Source organism: Dysgonomonadaceae bacterium zrk40, from assembly GCA_016916535.1.
Classification (GTDB): Bacteria; Bacteroidota; Bacteroidia; order Bacteroidales; family Dysgonomonadaceae; genus Proteiniphilum.
On sequence record CP070276.1, the window covers coordinates 1,883,947 to 1,899,593 of the forward strand.

Sequence of the window (15,647 nt, forward strand, 5' to 3'; positions counted from 1 at the left end):
TAATGCAGTGTTCAAAGAGCCTACAAAGGTAAGCTTTTATTTTTAATAGCCTAACCGGGCGAGTACCAGATCACTGATATCGATTGAAGGCGAGGCGAAAATCACCGATGTGGCTGAGGCTCGATCCACCACAAGGGCATATCCCTGCTCAGTGGACAGTTCTTTGATTGCCTCGTAGATGTTATCCTGGATTGGCTTGATGAGTCGCTCTTGTTGCTCGAAGAGTGCTCCCTGTGGCCCGAAGTACTGGTTACGGAGTTCCTGTATGGCATTCTCTTTGGCCACGATCTCATTTTCCCGTTTGGTCTTCTCGCTGCCAGCCAGGAAAGCAATGTCGGCCTGGTATTTCTTGTACATGGCATTTACGCTTTCCACCTCTTTGTCTACTTCGGCTTGCCATTCTTCTGACATGGCTTCCAACTGCTTGTTGGCGCTTTCGTAGGTGGGAATGCGTTTGAGAATATATTCCATGTCAATCAGTGCATATTTCTGTGCAAAACTGTGTCCCATGGAGATCATCATCAATAGCCCGAAAACCAATAATACTCGTTTCATATTTTTCTTTTTTAGGTGTTTAATACAAGTGATCCTGCTAATAAAGACGGTTTTTAAGGTATAACGTTTAGACCTGCCTGTGTAAAAATTGTTAAAATAATTTCTATAGCCTTTTCAACATTGGGGTGATTTTTCTATGAGACAATTCAACTTTTGTTATCAGAATTCCTGACCAATGATGAAGTGGAACTGACTGCCACCTCGTTGCCTATTGCCGGTGCCAAAGACAGTGTCGAAACCGTAGGCCCAGTCGATCCCCATCAACCCGATCATAGGCAGGAATATTCGGGCACCCACGCCGGCCGACCGTTTCAGATCGAATGGATTGAGGTCTTTAACCTCATACCAGGCATTACCTGCTTCCAGGAAGGCTACACCGTAGATAGTAGAATTGGGCTCAAGAATGAAAGGGTAACGTAACTCAAGGCCCAGACGGGTGTAGGCACGTGCCTGTTGTGCGATGGAGTTGTTTTCATAACCCCTCAGGGCAATGTTCTCTGTAGCAAACGATGAGGTGTAACCACTCATGCCATCTCCACCCACGTCGAAGGTCTCAAAGGGTGTAAGTTTGTTCTTGTTGTAATGCCCCAGAATACCAAACTCTACCCGGGTGGCGATTACGGGTGTACGAGTGACCGTAGAGGGGGTGAGTGGGGTAAAGGTGCGTATCTTCAGTTTCCATTTGTGGTATTCGTTCCAGCGATATTTCTCCGGATTGTTATAGGCCAGTGCATCATAATCCTTCCCATCCCAGAGGGAGAAGGGTGGGGTAGCACTTACACTTAGTGTGAATTGAGACCCGGTACGTGTATAAATGGGGTTGTCGGTTGAGATACGTGAAAGGGTGAAACCAAGGGTAATGCTATTGCTGACACCTGTCTGAAAGGGGAACTGATTCCATGCCCAGTTTTTCAGTCCGTAACGCTGGAAACCCAACTCTCCCATGAACTGGAAGTAGTCGTCAGGCCAGTCTAACCGCTTGCCATAGCCCAGAGAGGCTCCCAACATGCTAAACACCTGATTGGGGTCAGAGGCATATTGGGCCATATCCTGGTATCCGCCACCATATCCTCCGTATCCTCCGTATCCACCGTATCCACCGTAACCACCATATCCACCGTATCCGCCATAGCTGCCATAGCCAGACATGTAGGGATTGTAGTAGCTGTTCTGAGAATAATAATCGCTGTTGAGACCTGTATATCGCGAGTAATATGCACTTACGGAGAGGTTGTTGGGCCTTTTACCACCGAACCAAGGCTCCATGAACTGGAATTGATAAGATTGGTAGTAGCGACCGTTAGTCTGGGCACTCAACACCAATGTCTGTCCCTCACCTTGAGGGATGATACCCCTGTGCATGGAGGGGTTGAGTAGGTTCTGAAGTGAGAAGTTGTTCAGTTTCAGGCTCAGCTTGCCTACCAGACCTGTCACACCCCAGCCGGCTGAGAACTCAATCTGGTCGTTACCCTTTGAAGTAAGGGGGTAAGTGATATCTACTGTGCCATCCTCCGGATTGGGATTAATCCCACCAGAGATGTCCGCAGAGAGAGCCTCCGGGTCGAAATGGCCTGTTTGTGCAATCTCACGAACCGAACGAAGGAGGTCCTCCTTACTGAAGACTGCTCCCGGCTTGGTGCGTAATTCACGCCGAATTACATCCTCATAGAGGCGGTCGTTGCCCTGGATGACTACACGCTTGATGGTTGCCTTGGGTCCTTCCATCACCCGCAATTCAAGATCTACGGAGTCCTTTTCAATGTTAATCTCTACAGGGTCGATGTTGGAGAAGAGGTAACCGTTGTTCTGGTATAGGTTTACCGCTGCATCTTCATCTACAATCAGTCGTTCCTGTAATTTCTTCTGGTTGTATACATCACCCGGAGCCATGTTGAGCAGCTGCTCCAACTGCGCGGACGAATATTGTGTGTTGCCCACCCAGTTTATGGAGCGGATATGATATAAGGGTCCCTCCTCAAGTGCAATCTCGATGTTGACTGTTTTCTCGTCGTGTTTAAAAACAGTGTCGCGGGTGATCTCAGCGTCACGGTACCCTTTTTCGTGGTACTTGCCAATCAGGTTCTTTTTATCTTCTTCATAGAGTTCCTCCACAAATTTCTTCGCACGGAACAGGTTGCGTAACCTCCCTTTCTCATTGGTCTTCTTCATCGCCCATTTGAGCTGGTTGTCGCTGAGAGCTTCATTGCCCTCTATCAAAATGCTGTTGACCTTCAGCTTTTCTTTCTTGTCCACATTGATCTCCAGTACCACCTGGTTCAGTTGTGTAGTATCGGGACGTTGAAAAATGCGTACTTCGGCATCACCAAACCCCTTTTCATCGTAAAAACTTTTGATGATGGTTTCAGCCCGCGCAATCTGAGGAGGGGTGATCTGGTTACCTTTCACAAAGCCGATCTTCTTCTCTATATCGTCCTGTTCACTCTTCTTCATGCCCAAGTAGCGAATGTTGGCTACTCTTGGCCGGTCGGTGAGTCGGATTTCAAGCCATACGCTGTCGCCCTCGATTTTGTTCTGCAGGATCTTGACATCGGAGAAGAGCCCTTGCCGCCAAAAACGCTTCAGTGCACCGGTGATCTCCTCGCCGGGAACCTGAACCTCCTGACCCTTTGCCAGACCAGAGAAGCCTACTAAAACAAACTTCTGATCTTCATACATGGTTCCCTCCACACCAGTAATGTCGATATCGGCAATGATGTACTTTTTTGGAGGGGCTGTGTAGTTCACATTCAGTTCTGCAGGCAGTCCTTCAGGAATGGTGTCATTCTGTTGTGCCGGCAATGTTGCCTGTGAAAGAGCTATGGCTAGTATCAATAATGGGAATGTTCTCTTCAACATTGTTGTGTGATTATTCTTTTCGATTACTCCCCGCAGGAGCAGTGTAGATTTATTATTGTTCCGGTTCAATTTGTTCACTGGTCTTACCAAACCGTCTCTCCCTTTTCTGGTAATCAAGGATCGCTTTGAAAAGCTCATCATCATTGAAATCTGGCCAGAATGTTTCGGTGAAATAGAACTCGGCGTAGGCGGACTGCCACAGAAGGAAATTGCTGATGCGCTGTTCACCACCAGTGCGAATCAACAGGTCCGGATCTGGCAGGTTGCAGGTGGTGAGGTAGTTGCTGAGGGTTTCCTCGCAGATATCCTCCTTGCGCAGTATCCCTGACGCAATGTCGTCATTGATCTTTATCACAGCCTGTGTCAACTCCCATTTCGATGAATAGCTCAGGGCAATCACAAGAGTGAGCTTTTTCCCTCCTGCTGTTTCCTGAATGCAATCTTGCAGGATCTTTCTGACATTGTCTGGCAGACGATCAAGATTCCCGATTGCGACAATCCGGACACCATTCTTTTTCAGCTCTGCCGTCTCACGTGTCAGTGCATAGACCATCAGATCCATCAATCCACTCACCTCTTCTGCAGGACGATGCCAGTTCTCAGTAGAGAACGCATATAACGTCAGGTATTGAATCGATGCGGCTGAAGCTGCTTCTACTACTCTCCTGATCGCCTCAACTCCCTCCCTGTGTCCTTCACTTCTGTCCAGACCCCTGGTTCTAGCCCATCGTCCGTTACCATCCATGATAATGGCTATATGTGCAGGAAGTCGGTTTTGATCCAGTTTATCAATCAACGACATCTCTTGTTGGTTGTTTTGTTAGTTGCCACAACAGGGATCACGACGCAAGCCGAAATCCCATGTCAGGAAAATCATTGTAATCGAATACCAGTCCTGATTCTTCAAAAGAGAACCCCGAATGCCGTAGGGATATTCCAGATCCGGCTCTGTGCCATTCCGTGTCACATCAAAGTCATCACCGAACAACTTTCTCATCGAGAATTCAATTCCGATATTCATCCTGTTTTTTATTTTATACTTCACTCCGGCACCTATTGGGATACTCATGTTTAAAAATAACCGCTCACCAGAGGCGGCTGTCAAACCTGCGCCGGCCAGCAGATAAGGTGTGTAGCGACTGGTTTGAAGATATCCCATCCCGTCACTGTATGGCAGAAAGTTAAATTCCACCTGTGCACCCGTCTCGGCAAAGGTCCTGCTGAAAGCATGATCGGCTCCGTAAGGAAAATTGTTGCCGCTACCGTCACTGTTACCGGTGACTCTGCCTGCCAGTATGTTCGCTTTCACAGCCCAGTGAAGGCTAATGTTGTAACGCATCAGCAAGCCGCCTGCAATGCCAGGATATTTGAAGAGGCTGTTCCTGTTGGCATCACCCATGTAAAACGAAGTGCCGGCAGCACCTCCAATCTCATAACGGTACTCCTGAGCTTGGAGTGTCGTGGAGAAGATGAACCAGCAGGAGAGGATGAACCAAAAGGAGCGCATTTTTACATTCCTGAAAATTTATTGAGGCGACCCCTCCATACATCGGCAATTTGTGTTTCCTGTAAAGATATTCCGCCGAATATCCATATATAGTTTTCCGCATCGGTCGATACCGATGCATTTGTCCTTGTTGTGAATTGTTCCGGAAGTGACTGGTTCTCCCCTGTTTTGACCCAATCTAATCCGTGATTGCTGGAGTGGTAGAGGCTGTTTCCTTCCGCTGTAGCTGTCATCAGGTAGGGCTTGCTGTCATAATAGAAAAGAGTGCTACCCCGCAGCACGAGTGATTCCGGCACCCTTGAAAAAATCCAACTGATCTGGTCCTCTTTTTGCTGCAGCATCCATAAGAGATTGCTGTGACTGCTGTTCGCAGGGATTCCTCCTGCGAGCAAGAGGTGCTTGATGGAGTAGGATGCAGGGTCTTCCACCTGTGTTACAGAAAAATCACTCAGCGGGAAATTATCGGGAAGAGTGTTCATCACCACCACATCCGTGAAATCGGTTGTTACTGCAAAATGGAGTTTCTCACCCTGTTCTATGGCAAGCAACATTTTGTCTCCTTCTATGGTAGGAAGTGTGCCATAAATCGCCTGCACATTCAAGTCGGGAAATAGGCTGTTCCAGATGATCCCATCCGATGAATGATAGAGAGAATTGGTCTGACTATCCAGCCCGATGACACCATTGTTTGTTGTGGTAAGGGTCGTGAGATTGATTGTGGAAGGTAATCCCACAAGGTTGAGGGTGTTCCACAAAAGATTCTCATCGGTTTCTGCCATCACAGCTTCAATTCCGTTATTTGTCTGAAGGTAGGTGATGAGCCGACCGTTCAGCAGCACTGAACTTTGTGAGATGAAAGGAGCAGGCAGATAATCATTGGCCATTTCTTGCCAGGTGAGGATGTATGGATCTTCCTGGTAAATGTTCAGTTCAAAACGATATTCTTTTTTCGAAACCGCATCAGGAGCGGTTGTAGTGATCAAACTGAGCCGGTTGATTGCCACCGAGTCAGACGCTTGCCAGAGGTAGGTGCTATCCTCATCAAGAGTCAGCATCACCTGTGAAAAAGGATTGTAGGGGCTGGAGGCGCTAATCGACAACAAAACGCTGTCTACATGAAAAAGATAGGGCAACGGCTCCTCGTTAAAGATCCTCCCATTGATCTGATCGATGGTGAATTGGGTTGCAGACAACAAATCAGTAGTGTCCGTTTTTGAGGAGAGTGAAAAGGAATAGATTTGTGCATCAGGTGAATATTCCACATTGTCAGTCGATGAATTCAGGCAAGAGGAGAGGAACAACAAGGTCATGACGAGCACCGATGCCAAGGGGAAATATTTTGATATCATTTGTTTCAAAAAATATTGTAAACCAGGTTTAAGTAAGTGCAAAAGTAGGAAGATTTTTCGCTTTAACCATATTAAAATGAATATTTAAAGAAAATTTCGAGTTATTTTACTCTTTAAATGAAACTGCAGCGATCTTGCGAAATTTTTTACCTGGATGATTTCACCTTGTATCTCAGGTGCTTTTACACCCCTGCCGAGTATTATTTCCGATCGCTCCACATAGGCTTCATCCCACAATCCGGCATCAATAAAGCTGCTCAATAATTGGGATCCACCCTCCACCAGCAGAGAGTGTATATTTTCATGATAGAGGTGATCTAATATCTGGCTGTTGACATCGCCCTGAAAGTCAATGGTTACAACTTTAACACCAGCCGAAGAGGGGAACGGCTCACGAGAAATAGCACTAAAGAGGATGGTAGGTGCTTCTCCGTTAAAGAGTGCCGCGTGGGATGGGATTTTATGATCCCGGTCAATCACTATCCGGGTGGGATTTGGTCCAAACCATTTTCTTGCGGTAAGCTGTGGGTTGTCCAGCAGTGCGGTGTTTGTCCCCACCATGATGCCTGCCACCTCTGTGCGAAACTTATGTACGATTGTTTGTGTGATTGGGTTGGAGATGATGGCGGGAGCTTTTTCCGTAAGCGATGAACGCAGGTGGTCCATATATCCGTCGCGGCTTTCTGCCCATTTGAGAATCACGTATGGCCTTTTTTGAAGCTGGTTGACGAAAAAGGATCTGTTGAGTTCACGGGCTTCCTGTTCCATCAATCCAACAGAGACTTCAACACCTCCTTCTCTCATCATGGCAATCCCCTTTCCTGCAACCATCGGATTGGGGTCTGTCACCGCCACCACCACCCGTGGGATACGACGTGAAACGATCAATGCTGCACAGGGGGGTGTCTTACCCTGATGGGCACAAGGTTCCAGTGTAACGTAGAGGGTACTTTCGCTGAGAAGTGAGGGATCCTTGACAGAGGCGATGGCGTTCACCTCGGCGTGTGGTTCACCGTATTTGCGGTGATACCCTTCGCCAATGATCTTGTTGCTGTGGACTATGACCGCTCCTACCATGGGATTGGAGCCGGTGTAACCCTTGCCCTTCCGGGCCAGCTGAAGAGATCGCTCCATGTAGATAGATTGTATGCTCATTTTTTCTATCTTTGCTTTGGTGATACCCCCGTTGTTTGACGGAGGATCAATACCTCATATAATGGACCTGTTATGCATCAGATCATTCGCTATATCCGGCAAGCACTGAGTGAACACTATTCCCCTTCCGAAACTTCCCTTTTGGCACGGATCATCCTGGAAGAGTTGAGTGGCTTTACTTATGCTTACTTAACCTCCGGCAAATTTAGCAATTTATCCGATTGCCAGGAGCGTAAACTGCAAGAGATTCTCTCCAGACTGAAAAAGGGAGAACCTTATCAATATGTGATGGGGAAAACAACTTTTTATGGCATCGACTTACAGGTGGGGCGTGAGGTGCTGATTCCCCGTCCCGAAACAGAAGAGCTGGTGGAGTGGGTCATTGCAGATTGTGGAGATGGAGCGACAGACATTCTGGACATTGGTACCGGCAGCGGTTGCATCGCTATAGCCCTGGCCGTGAAGTTGCCACAGGTGAAGGTGCATGCCTGGGACATCTCTAACACTGCTTTGCAGGTGGCTCAGAGAAATGCTCATCTCAATCATGTAGAGGTGTTCTTCAGACAACGAGACATCCTGAAACCCTTCACGGAGGAGCGGCGATATGACCTTATTGTCAGCAACCCACCCTACATCACCCAGTCGGAGAAAACAACGATGGATCGTACTGTGACTGCTTATGAACCAGGGGAAGCACTTTTTGTGCCTGACAGGGATCCTATCCTTTTCTACGAGCGCATAGCCATGCTGGGTGAGGATCTGCTCAAGGAGGGTGGACGGCTTTTCTTTGAGATTCACCGTAGCAGAGGCGACGAGGTGTGTGCGAAATTGCACGAAATGGGATACCGGGAGATCGAGCTGAGAAAGGATCTTTCCGGAAATGAGCGTATGATTAGGGCGATAAAATGTGAACAACGATGAAACAAAAAGCGAAAAATGTCACTCAGAAACAGGCATATGCCCGTATGACACGCATCTGTGCCAGAAAAGAGTATGCACCGTACGAAATCAGACAGAAGCTGTTGTTGTTGGGACTCGCTGACAACGTGGTGGATAAGCTTGTGAAACGATTGATCAAAGAGAGGTATATCGATGAGCGGCGTTACGCGGAGAGTTATATTCGCGACAAGCTTCAGTTTAACAAATGGGGTAAACGAAAAATTGAACTGCATCTCGCCCAAAAGAGAATTTCACCGGATGTGGTCGGTGATGCCTTCGCTCAATTTTCCGAAAGCCAGTTTTCCGAACTACTGTTGTTGTTGCTTCAAAAAAAGCTTAAGAGTGTTTCCGGACGATCTGTGCCTGAGCGGAGAATGAAGTTACTTCGCTATGCGTTGGGAAGAGGATTCACTGTCGATGAAATTGGTCAATGCCTGAAAATGATGGATCTCGATTCAAGCCCAGATGAGACGCAATGACTTGATGAGTATTCTCTCTTCACTTTTTTTTCCGAAGGTGTGTGCCGTATGCGGTGAAGCGTTACTCTCCGGTGAAGAGGCTCTTTGCCTGCGCTGCTTGTACAAATTACCCCGAACAAATAACTATCAGGAGAAGGACAATGCTGCCGAGAAACTGATGGCCGGCCGCATCCCTTTTGAACGGATTGCCAGCTTCTGTGTCTACACCAAAGGAGGGGTACTGCCTCCACTGATTCACCAGTTGAAGTACCATCAACGACAGGAAGTTGGTCTCCTGATGGGGCGCCTCTTCGGTGAAGATCTGTTGGGGAGCGACTTCCTTGCACCCGTTCAGCTAATCGTGCCGGTACCACTCCATCCGCGAAAGGAAAAATCCAGGGGTTACAACCAGTCGCAACTGATAGCTCAAGGACTTTCACAGGCTACCGCTCTTCCCCTTTCCGTTGGAAATCTCATCCGTGAGGTTTACAATCCCACGCAAACAGTTCGAACCCGTACACAACGCTGGGAGAATGTGCGTGACATCTTCCGTGTCTCCAACCCGGAGGAGTTTCAGGACAAACATCTGTTGCTTATAGATGATGTGATCACCACCGGTTCTACCCTGGAGGCCTGCGGCATAGCGCTTACCTGCTGCCAAGGGGTGAAGATCAGCATCGCCACCCTCGGCGAGGTGTACTGATTTTTTTTCTGAAATAAATCTCACTTACGGATGAAAAGCGTACTTTTGTGATTCATCTCAAAAAACCTGCAACAATATGCATGACGTTCAAAAGTTGACAGCTGAAAAACTGCTGCGAATAAAAGCGATCAAATTGCAGCCCTCCAATCCCTTCACCTGGGCTTCGGGCTGGAAATCACCTATATACTGCGACAACCGGAAACTGATGTCCTATCCTGCCATTCGCAACTTCATCAAAGTGGAGTTTGCCAGGCTGATACTTGAAAAGTATCCCCAGGTCGATGCCATCGCGGGTGTGGCTACAGGTGCCATCGCTCCGGGAGTGTTGGTCGCTGATCTGTTGGGACTCCCCTTTGTCTATATCCGTTCTACACCCAAGGATCATGGCCTGGAGAATTTAATCGAAGGTGACCTGAAGCCAAAACAGAAGGTTGTGGTGATCGAGGATTTGGTTTCCACCGGCGGCAGCAGCCTCAAGGCGGTGGAGGCAATCCGCCGTGACGGATCGGATGTGTTGGGGATGGTGGCAGTCTTCACTTACGGTTTCCCTCTCGCGCTACAGAGCATGCACGACGCAAGGGTGGAGCTCACCACGCTCTGCAACTATGATGCGATCCTCGACGAGGCAGTGGCCACCGATTACATCGATGAATCGGAGCTTAAAACGCTACAGGACTGGCGCAGGAATCCCGACCAGTGGGGTCAGACACCCAAAAAAGGCAAACGATGACAGAATTCGTAAGCGACGTAAAAACAATCCTGTACAGTGATGCTGATGTGTACCGCGTACTCTCTGATCCCCGCAACCTGGAGAAGGTGAAAAATGAGATCCCTGAAGATCAGATTCGGGACCTTTCTTTTGATGAGGATAGCATCTCCTTTAGTGTAAATCCGATTGGTTCGGTGCGATTCCTGCTGACTGAGCGGGAACCGAACAAGGTGGTGAAGTTGAAATCTGAAAAACTTCCTTTTGATGTCTTTCTTTGGATACAGCTGGTTGCAAAAGGAGAGAAGGATACCAGACTGCGTCTCACTCTCCGCGCCGAACTGAATCCCTTTCTCCGGGGGATGGTGGAAAAACCGATGAATGAGATGCTGGAGAAGATGTCGGAGGCATTGTCACGGTTGCCCTACGACCGTATATAGCCTTCGCAATCATTCTCTTGTCGGAGCATTGGCCGTATCTGGGTTTTTATTTCACCTTAATTCAGACCTAACTGACTCTAATCTCGTTCTAATCTATTAGAACGAGATTAGAGCCATATTAGAACCATATTAGAACGAGATTAGAACGAGTACCGAACAAATACCGAACAAAGTGAAGCGAAATGTTGAGATGGAATATGGCTTTTCCATCTCAACATAACATACATAAGAAACTTTAATTGTCTCTATTTTCGTGTCTCATCCGGATCTCTCCCTCTTCGCCTTTTTGCAGGTTGAAGGTCACAAAACCCTCTTCCATCGGCACCATTTCTCCGTTTATTTCAACTTGAGAAACATATGAGGGTACTTTGAGCGTGAACAGATTCGAATGAGTGGCGACCATGTGGACCTTGGTCAGTTTATGATCCTGCCAAACGGCATTTACCGCTGCTCCTCCCCGTACGCGTAACCCACGGAAGCTGCCCTCCGACCAGCTTTCAGGCAGTGCCGGCAACAGATGGATGTATCCGTCGTGACTCTGAATGAGCATCTCCGCAATGCCGGCTGTCCCCCCCAGGTTACCGTCAATTTGAAAGGGTGGGTGTGCACAAAAGAGGTTGGGGTAGGTGCCCGCTTTAGCCCTCATACTGACATTTTCCATCGCCGGTTCCAACAAGCTTTTCAGCAATTTGTAGGCCCTGTTGCCGTCGTGCAGGCGGGCCCAGAAGTTGATCTTCCAGGCGCGTGACCAGCCTGTACCCTCATCACCCCTGCGGTCCAGTGTCTTCCTCGCCGCATTGGCCAGCTCCGGTGTGGTGACCGGTGAGATCTGGTTGGAGGGATGCAACGCGTAGAGGTGTGACACATGTCGGTGATGGGGATCCTCTTCCTCATAATCCTCCAGCCATTCCTGCAAATAGCCCGCGGGACTGATCTGCATTGGTGGCAGTTGGGGTAGTGCCTCCCTGATCCTCTTCACTGTCTCATCCTCTATTCCGAGAATCTCGGATGCTGAAAGGAGATTGGTGAACAGTTCCCGGATGATCTGCACATCCATGGAGGGACCCATGCACACATAAACCGGTTCTTCACTGTTGCCGGGGAGATAAAAGGCGTTTTCGGGTGAGGAGGAGGGAGCAGTTACCAACCACCCATTTTTTGGTTCACGAATCATACTGCTCAGGAAAAATCGGGCAGCACCTTCAAGGACGGGATATACTGATTGAAGATAGTCCTGGTCACCGCTGAAAGCATATTGTTCCCAGAGATGCTGGCAGAGCCAGGCCCCGCCGGTATTGGTGGCTCCCCAGGAGGCATGCTCACCGGGTGCGGTGAATTGCCAGGGATTGCTCATCATATGGGCAACCCAACCCTCCGCACCATAGAAGGTGGATGCAGTCGCTTCTCCCGATTCAACCAGCGATGCGGTGTAACGGGTCAAAGGTTTGTGCAGCTCGGCAAGATTGCATACCTCTGCCGGCCAGTAGTTCATCTGCAGGTTGATGTTGAGGTGGTAATCACCGTTCCAGGGAGTCTGCAGTTGATTGGCCCACAATCCCTGCAGGTTGAGCGGCAGGCTATGCTCACGGGTGCCGCTTATCATCAGGTAGCGCCCATATTGAAAATAGAGGGCGGCGAAAGCAGGGTCATCGTTGTGCTGGAATGCCGACAGACGTTCCGGTGTTGTATTGTTGTTGTCTTGTTCACCCAAGTAGAGTTCCACACGATCGAACTTCTCCCGGTACTTTGCAATGTGATTTTCTTTCAGTTTTTTGAAGGAGTTGGAATCTGCTGCTCCAAGCAAGCTGTCAACCATGGAATGATAATCACTCTCCAGTAGATCGGTGGCGGTTGAAATAACCAACAGTACCTCATCGGCACCCTCAACCCTGAGCGACTGTCCCTCCTGCGAAGTGATTCCCCCTTTGTTGATCATCTTCAGGCGGGTGAGGTAACTCACTCCTTCGTCACCGTTGTTGCCGTCGTTCAGTTGTCCTTCCATCCGGAGTCCCTTTTCCTCGAGAGTAATAGTAGCTCTCTCGGGACGACTGAGCTCCAGATCAAAGGTGACCGCCTCTTTCTTGTCCGCTCCGATCCGAATCAGCAGCAGGTCATTGCTGTGCGATGCCAGGTATTCCCGTGTGTAGGTGGTGCTCCCCGAGCTGAAGCGTGTCGATGCTACGGCATCGTTTAAGGAGAGTTCCCGTTGGTAATCCCGGATGCTGTCCCCTTCCCGGTATTTGTGGGTGATATGTAACTCCCCAACCATTTGGAAGGAGCCGTACGGGGCATCTTTGCCACTGCCGAAAGCTGATCCCTGACCGCCGCACCTGAAATGTTCATACATTACTTTCTGAGCTTCCAGGTTGTTGCCATCCAGCAGCAGCTGTCTGATCACCGGCAGATATTCAATGGCTTCGGGATTGAGTGCTTCGGGATCCTCGCTGCCGGACCACATGGTGATGTCGTTCAACACAATCATCTCCTGCTCTACTCCCCCGTCAGGCATCATGCCGATGCGTCCATTGCCCAGAGGCAGCGTCTCTTCCCAGCTATTGGCAGGTGTGTCGTAGTGTAATGAAAGCTCCTGTCCGTTTGGTTGGTTGTTGCAACTTGTTGATAACAGCAGTAACGCCATCAGGGAAATCAAAGGAAATTTTTTCATCGGTTCTCATTTAAAAAAGTATCAGTTAGACGTATGTCGTTTGAGGCGGCACCCATCATCATTTATCTCGTTATAAAAAATCCAGTTCCGCGATTGCCAATGATTTCCCATCTCCTGCAATCCCGGTCGCTTCGATCCGGATATATCGGGTTGTTACCGGTTGTGTCAAGCGATGTGTCCGGGGTGTGGGATCATTGATCAGGTTGCCGAACAGAAATTTCTCCACCGTTTCCCACCGTTCTCCGTCCATACTGACCTGCAGGATTCCCTCTGCCATCATCCCATCACCATGAACGGTTTGCGGGGTGTAGACCATTGCATTTAACTGCTGTGTCGATCCCAGGTCAATGGCTATATAGTGCGGTTCGGCATTCTCGTCCGATTGCCAGTAGCTTTGTGGGTCGGCATCGAAAGCAAAATGAGCGGCTCGATTATGCTGCTGACTACTTGCCCTGAGCAATGTCCATTCTTTTTTCACGAGCCCGAACGCTTCCTGATGCACCGGGCCCTTCATGTCGTTCGCAAATGAAACCGCTTTCAGTTCGTTTCGTTCAACCCTTACCGGTTGGGTGTATCTGTGGGAGGCTTGAGTAGGTTCACTGCCGTCGAGCGTGTAATAAATTTCATACCCACTGTTCAGGTTGCCGGTAGCATTCTCACCATGTTGATTCCAGTTGAAGTCGGACTGCCGGGGTGCAATGGTGACCATTCCTTCTTTGTCTCGTGAAAAGGTGAGCTGTGGCGGTCGCGTTTGGTAATAATGGGCGGAAACATGGCTGATGGCCGGGTCAAGACGTGCTGCAGTCACCCGGATACGGATCTTTTTCGTGGTGACTTCCGGAAAACGGAGGATTCGCTTGTAGCCAATGTTGGTTGCCGTTGCAACCTCCACCCATCCGTCCCCGATCCAGGCATCTACAGCGTGCGCCTCTACCCGTTCACTGTGGGTGGCGATTGCCTCCTGCAGCATCAGGCGGTTGATTGTAACGGGAGCAGACAGCGTCAGCGTCAGTTCACGCGGTCTCTCATCCAACAGGAGGTATGTGTCAGGATCGCCGTCCAGCAACTCTGCAGCTCCTTCGGCACCTTGTAGCAAATCCACCTCATAGGTCTCCCTGATCCGTTTGCCTACAGCTTCCAGTACAGCCACATCTTCAGGGGAGAATATCCCGTCACGGTTGGGAGGAATGTTGAGCAGAAAAGTAGAGTTTCCACCCACAGAGCGTTCGTAGATATCAAACACATCGTCGGCACTTCGCACCTTCTGATGGGTGTCATCGCGGTAGAACCATCCTTCACGAATGGAGGTGTTGGTCTCCGCTTGCTGGTAGTGCAGGTATTTACCTTGGTAAAGCATCTTCCGTGAGCCGAGATCCGTTTCGGTACGGTCGGGGAAGAGGGAGGAGTTGCCCGGATCATCGGGATAGGTGATCACATTCCACTCGGTGTCACGGGTGGCTCCCCCTTCGTTCCCACACCAGCGGATATCTTCACGCCCGAAAATTACTGCTTTGGGAGCCAGGGTGCGGATCAGCTCCCGCCACGCAGGATAGTTGTAAGTCTGTCCCCCCTTCCTTTTGGGGTGTGCCCCGTCGAACCATACTTCATGAATCTCTCCATACTCGGTCAGGATCTCGAAGAGCTGGTTCAGGAAATATTCGTTGTAGTCATCCACCTCAAAGGTGAAGGTGGTCTTGTTCTTGAACGGTCGTCCCGGCACCTGGCGGGGGATGGTTCGTTTTGTGTATGCACTGAGATTACCGTAAAGCCCTTCCGGATGTTCAATCTGGTGGAGATCTGCCGGTGAGAGGTAAACCCCGAGCTTCAGGTCATGTTTCTTGCAGGACTCAGACAGCTCCCTGAGAATGTCTCCCTTTCCGTGACGAAAACCCGAGGACATGATGCCGTGGTCGGTATAACGGCTCTGCCAGAGGACAAAGCCATCATGATGCTTCACGGTGAGGATGACCATTTTCATGCCTGCGGCTTTCATTGCGCGGCACCATTGGTCGGTATCCAGGCTCTTCAGGTCGAAGACGCCGGGGTCCTCCATGCCGGTGCCCCACTCCTTCCGTGTGAAGGTGTTCGGACCAAAGTGGATGAACGCGATGAACTCGTTCCGGAGTGCTTCCAGCTGATTGGGCGATGGAATCACATGCGCGGCTTTTGCAATGATCAACTCTTTACTGTCCCCTTCATCTATCCTGATGGTTTGGGCTGGTGTGATGGTCTGTTGTGCCGGGAGAAAGAACGACAACAGCATAATTGAAGCACTGAGTAGGAATTTCTTTATCATTGTGGTTGTTGTTTTCGT

At 49.4% G+C, this 15,647-nt stretch carries 13 protein-coding genes; 5 read left to right on the plus strand and 8 right to left on the minus strand.

Features of this window, described 5'->3' with window-relative positions; genetic code table 11:
- Positions 1 to 42: 42 nt before the first annotated feature.
- From JS578_07810 to ribD, 6 genes are all read right to left on the minus strand, one after another.
- The gene (locus tag JS578_07810) at positions 43 to 555 is read right to left on the minus strand and encodes an OmpH family outer membrane protein (protein QRX62803.1); all 513 of its coding nucleotides are present in this window, start codon (positions 553 to 555) and stop codon (positions 43 to 45) included.
- Between the two features lie 159 nt (positions 556 to 714).
- Positions 715 to 3,411 carry an outer membrane protein assembly factor BamA gene (locus tag JS578_07815; GenBank protein ID QRX62804.1) on the minus strand — a complete coding sequence of 899 codons (2,697 nt, stop codon included), beginning with the start codon at positions 3,409 to 3,411 and terminating at the stop codon, positions 715 to 717.
- Positions 3,412 to 3,463: 52 nt separating this feature from the next.
- A complete protein-coding gene (locus JS578_07820; GenBank protein ID QRX62805.1) occupies positions 3,464 to 4,213 on the minus strand; it encodes an isoprenyl transferase in 750 nt (249 codons plus the stop codon).
- Positions 4,214 to 4,231: 18 nt separating this feature from the next.
- Positions 4,232 to 4,918 (minus strand): hypothetical protein, encoded by a 687-nt coding sequence (locus JS578_07825; GenBank protein QRX62806.1) that lies wholly within the window; start codon positions 4,916 to 4,918, stop codon positions 4,232 to 4,234.
- Positions 4,919 to 4,920: 2 nt separating this feature from the next.
- Positions 4,921 to 6,267, minus strand: a complete 1,347-nt coding sequence (locus tag JS578_07830) for a hypothetical protein (protein QRX62807.1) — start codon at positions 6,265 to 6,267, stop codon at positions 4,921 to 4,923.
- A gap of 84 nt (positions 6,268 to 6,351) precedes the next feature.
- Positions 6,352 to 7,422 carry a bifunctional diaminohydroxyphosphoribosylaminopyrimidine deaminase/5-amino-6-(5-phosphoribosylamino)uracil reductase RibD gene (gene ribD, locus JS578_07835; GenBank protein QRX62808.1) on the minus strand — a complete coding sequence of 357 codons (1,071 nt, stop codon included), beginning with the start codon at positions 7,420 to 7,422 and terminating at the stop codon, positions 6,352 to 6,354.
- A 72-nt stretch (positions 7,423 to 7,494) separates the two neighbouring features.
- Between ribD and prmC the strand changes: the two genes are divergently transcribed.
- The 5 genes from prmC (at position 7,495) to JS578_07860 (ending at position 10,668) form a co-directional block, all read left to right on the plus strand.
- On the plus strand, positions 7,495 to 8,343 hold the full coding sequence (prmC, locus tag JS578_07840) for a peptide chain release factor N(5)-glutamine methyltransferase (GenBank protein ID QRX62809.1): 849 nt from the start codon (positions 7,495 to 7,497) through the stop codon (positions 8,341 to 8,343).
- On the plus strand, positions 8,340 to 8,840 hold the full coding sequence (locus tag JS578_07845; protein ID QRX62810.1) for a RecX family transcriptional regulator: 501 nt from the start codon (positions 8,340 to 8,342) through the stop codon (positions 8,838 to 8,840). The genes prmC and JS578_07845 overlap by 4 nt, the downstream gene beginning before the upstream one ends.
- The gene (locus JS578_07850; GenBank protein ID QRX62811.1) at positions 8,827 to 9,522 is read left to right on the plus strand and encodes a ComF family protein; all 696 of its coding nucleotides are present in this window, start codon (positions 8,827 to 8,829) and stop codon (positions 9,520 to 9,522) included. Before JS578_07845 ends, JS578_07850 begins: the two co-directional genes overlap by 14 nt.
- A gap of 76 nt (positions 9,523 to 9,598) precedes the next feature.
- Positions 9,599 to 10,252 (plus strand): orotate phosphoribosyltransferase, encoded by a 654-nt coding sequence (locus JS578_07855; GenBank protein QRX62812.1) that lies wholly within the window; start codon positions 9,599 to 9,601, stop codon positions 10,250 to 10,252.
- Positions 10,249 to 10,668: an SRPBCC family protein gene (locus JS578_07860; protein ID QRX62813.1), complete on the plus strand. Its 420-nt coding sequence runs from the start codon at positions 10,249 to 10,251 to the stop codon at positions 10,666 to 10,668. Before JS578_07855 ends, JS578_07860 begins: the two co-directional genes overlap by 4 nt.
- Before the next feature lie 235 nt (positions 10,669 to 10,903).
- On the opposite strand, the gene JS578_07865 is transcribed toward JS578_07860, so the two are convergent.
- Together JS578_07865 and JS578_07870 are read right to left on the minus strand one after the other, a co-directional pair.
- A complete protein-coding gene (locus JS578_07865) occupies positions 10,904 to 13,306 on the minus strand; it encodes a glycoside hydrolase family 95 protein (GenBank protein QRX64963.1) in 2,403 nt (800 codons plus the stop codon).
- A gap of 97 nt (positions 13,307 to 13,403) precedes the next feature.
- Positions 13,404 to 15,629 (minus strand): alpha-L-fucosidase, encoded by a 2,226-nt coding sequence (locus JS578_07870; GenBank protein ID QRX62814.1) that lies wholly within the window; start codon positions 15,627 to 15,629, stop codon positions 13,404 to 13,406.
- Positions 15,630 to 15,647: the final 18 nt, after the last annotated feature.

Excerpts from the sequence above, each read along its gene's own strand:
- JS578_07810 (QRX62803.1), bottom strand. The coding sequence starts at position 555 with ATGAAACGAGTATTATTGGTTTTCGGGCTATTGATGATGATCTCCATG.
- JS578_07815 (QRX62804.1), bottom strand. The coding sequence starts at position 3,411 with ATGTTGAAGAGAACATTCCCATTATTGATACTAGCCATAGCTCTTTCA.
- JS578_07820 (QRX62805.1), bottom strand. The coding sequence starts at position 4,213 with ATGTCGTTGATTGATAAACTGGATCAAAACCGACTTCCTGCACATATA.
- JS578_07825 (QRX62806.1), bottom strand. The coding sequence starts at position 4,918 with ATGCGCTCCTTTTGGTTCATCCTCTCCTGCTGGTTCATCTTCTCCACG.
- JS578_07830 (QRX62807.1), bottom strand. The coding sequence starts at position 6,267 with ATGATATCAAAATATTTCCCCTTGGCATCGGTGCTCGTCATGACCTTG.
- ribD (QRX62808.1), bottom strand. The coding sequence starts at position 7,422 with ATGAGCATACAATCTATCTACATGGAGCGATCTCTTCAGCTGGCCCGG.
- prmC (QRX62809.1), top strand. The coding sequence starts at position 7,495 with ATGCATCAGATCATTCGCTATATCCGGCAAGCACTGAGTGAACACTAT.
- JS578_07845 (QRX62810.1), top strand. The coding sequence starts at position 8,340 with ATGAAACAAAAAGCGAAAAATGTCACTCAGAAACAGGCATATGCCCGT.
- JS578_07850 (QRX62811.1), top strand. The coding sequence starts at position 8,827 with ATGAGACGCAATGACTTGATGAGTATTCTCTCTTCACTTTTTTTTCCG.
- JS578_07855 (QRX62812.1), top strand. The coding sequence starts at position 9,599 with ATGCATGACGTTCAAAAGTTGACAGCTGAAAAACTGCTGCGAATAAAA.
- JS578_07860 (QRX62813.1), top strand. The coding sequence starts at position 10,249 with ATGACAGAATTCGTAAGCGACGTAAAAACAATCCTGTACAGTGATGCT.
- JS578_07865 (QRX64963.1), bottom strand. The coding sequence starts at position 13,306 with ATGGCGTTACTGCTGTTATCAACAAGTTGCAACAACCAACCAAACGGA.
- JS578_07870 (QRX62814.1), bottom strand. The coding sequence starts at position 15,629 with ATGATAAAGAAATTCCTACTCAGTGCTTCAATTATGCTGTTGTCGTTC.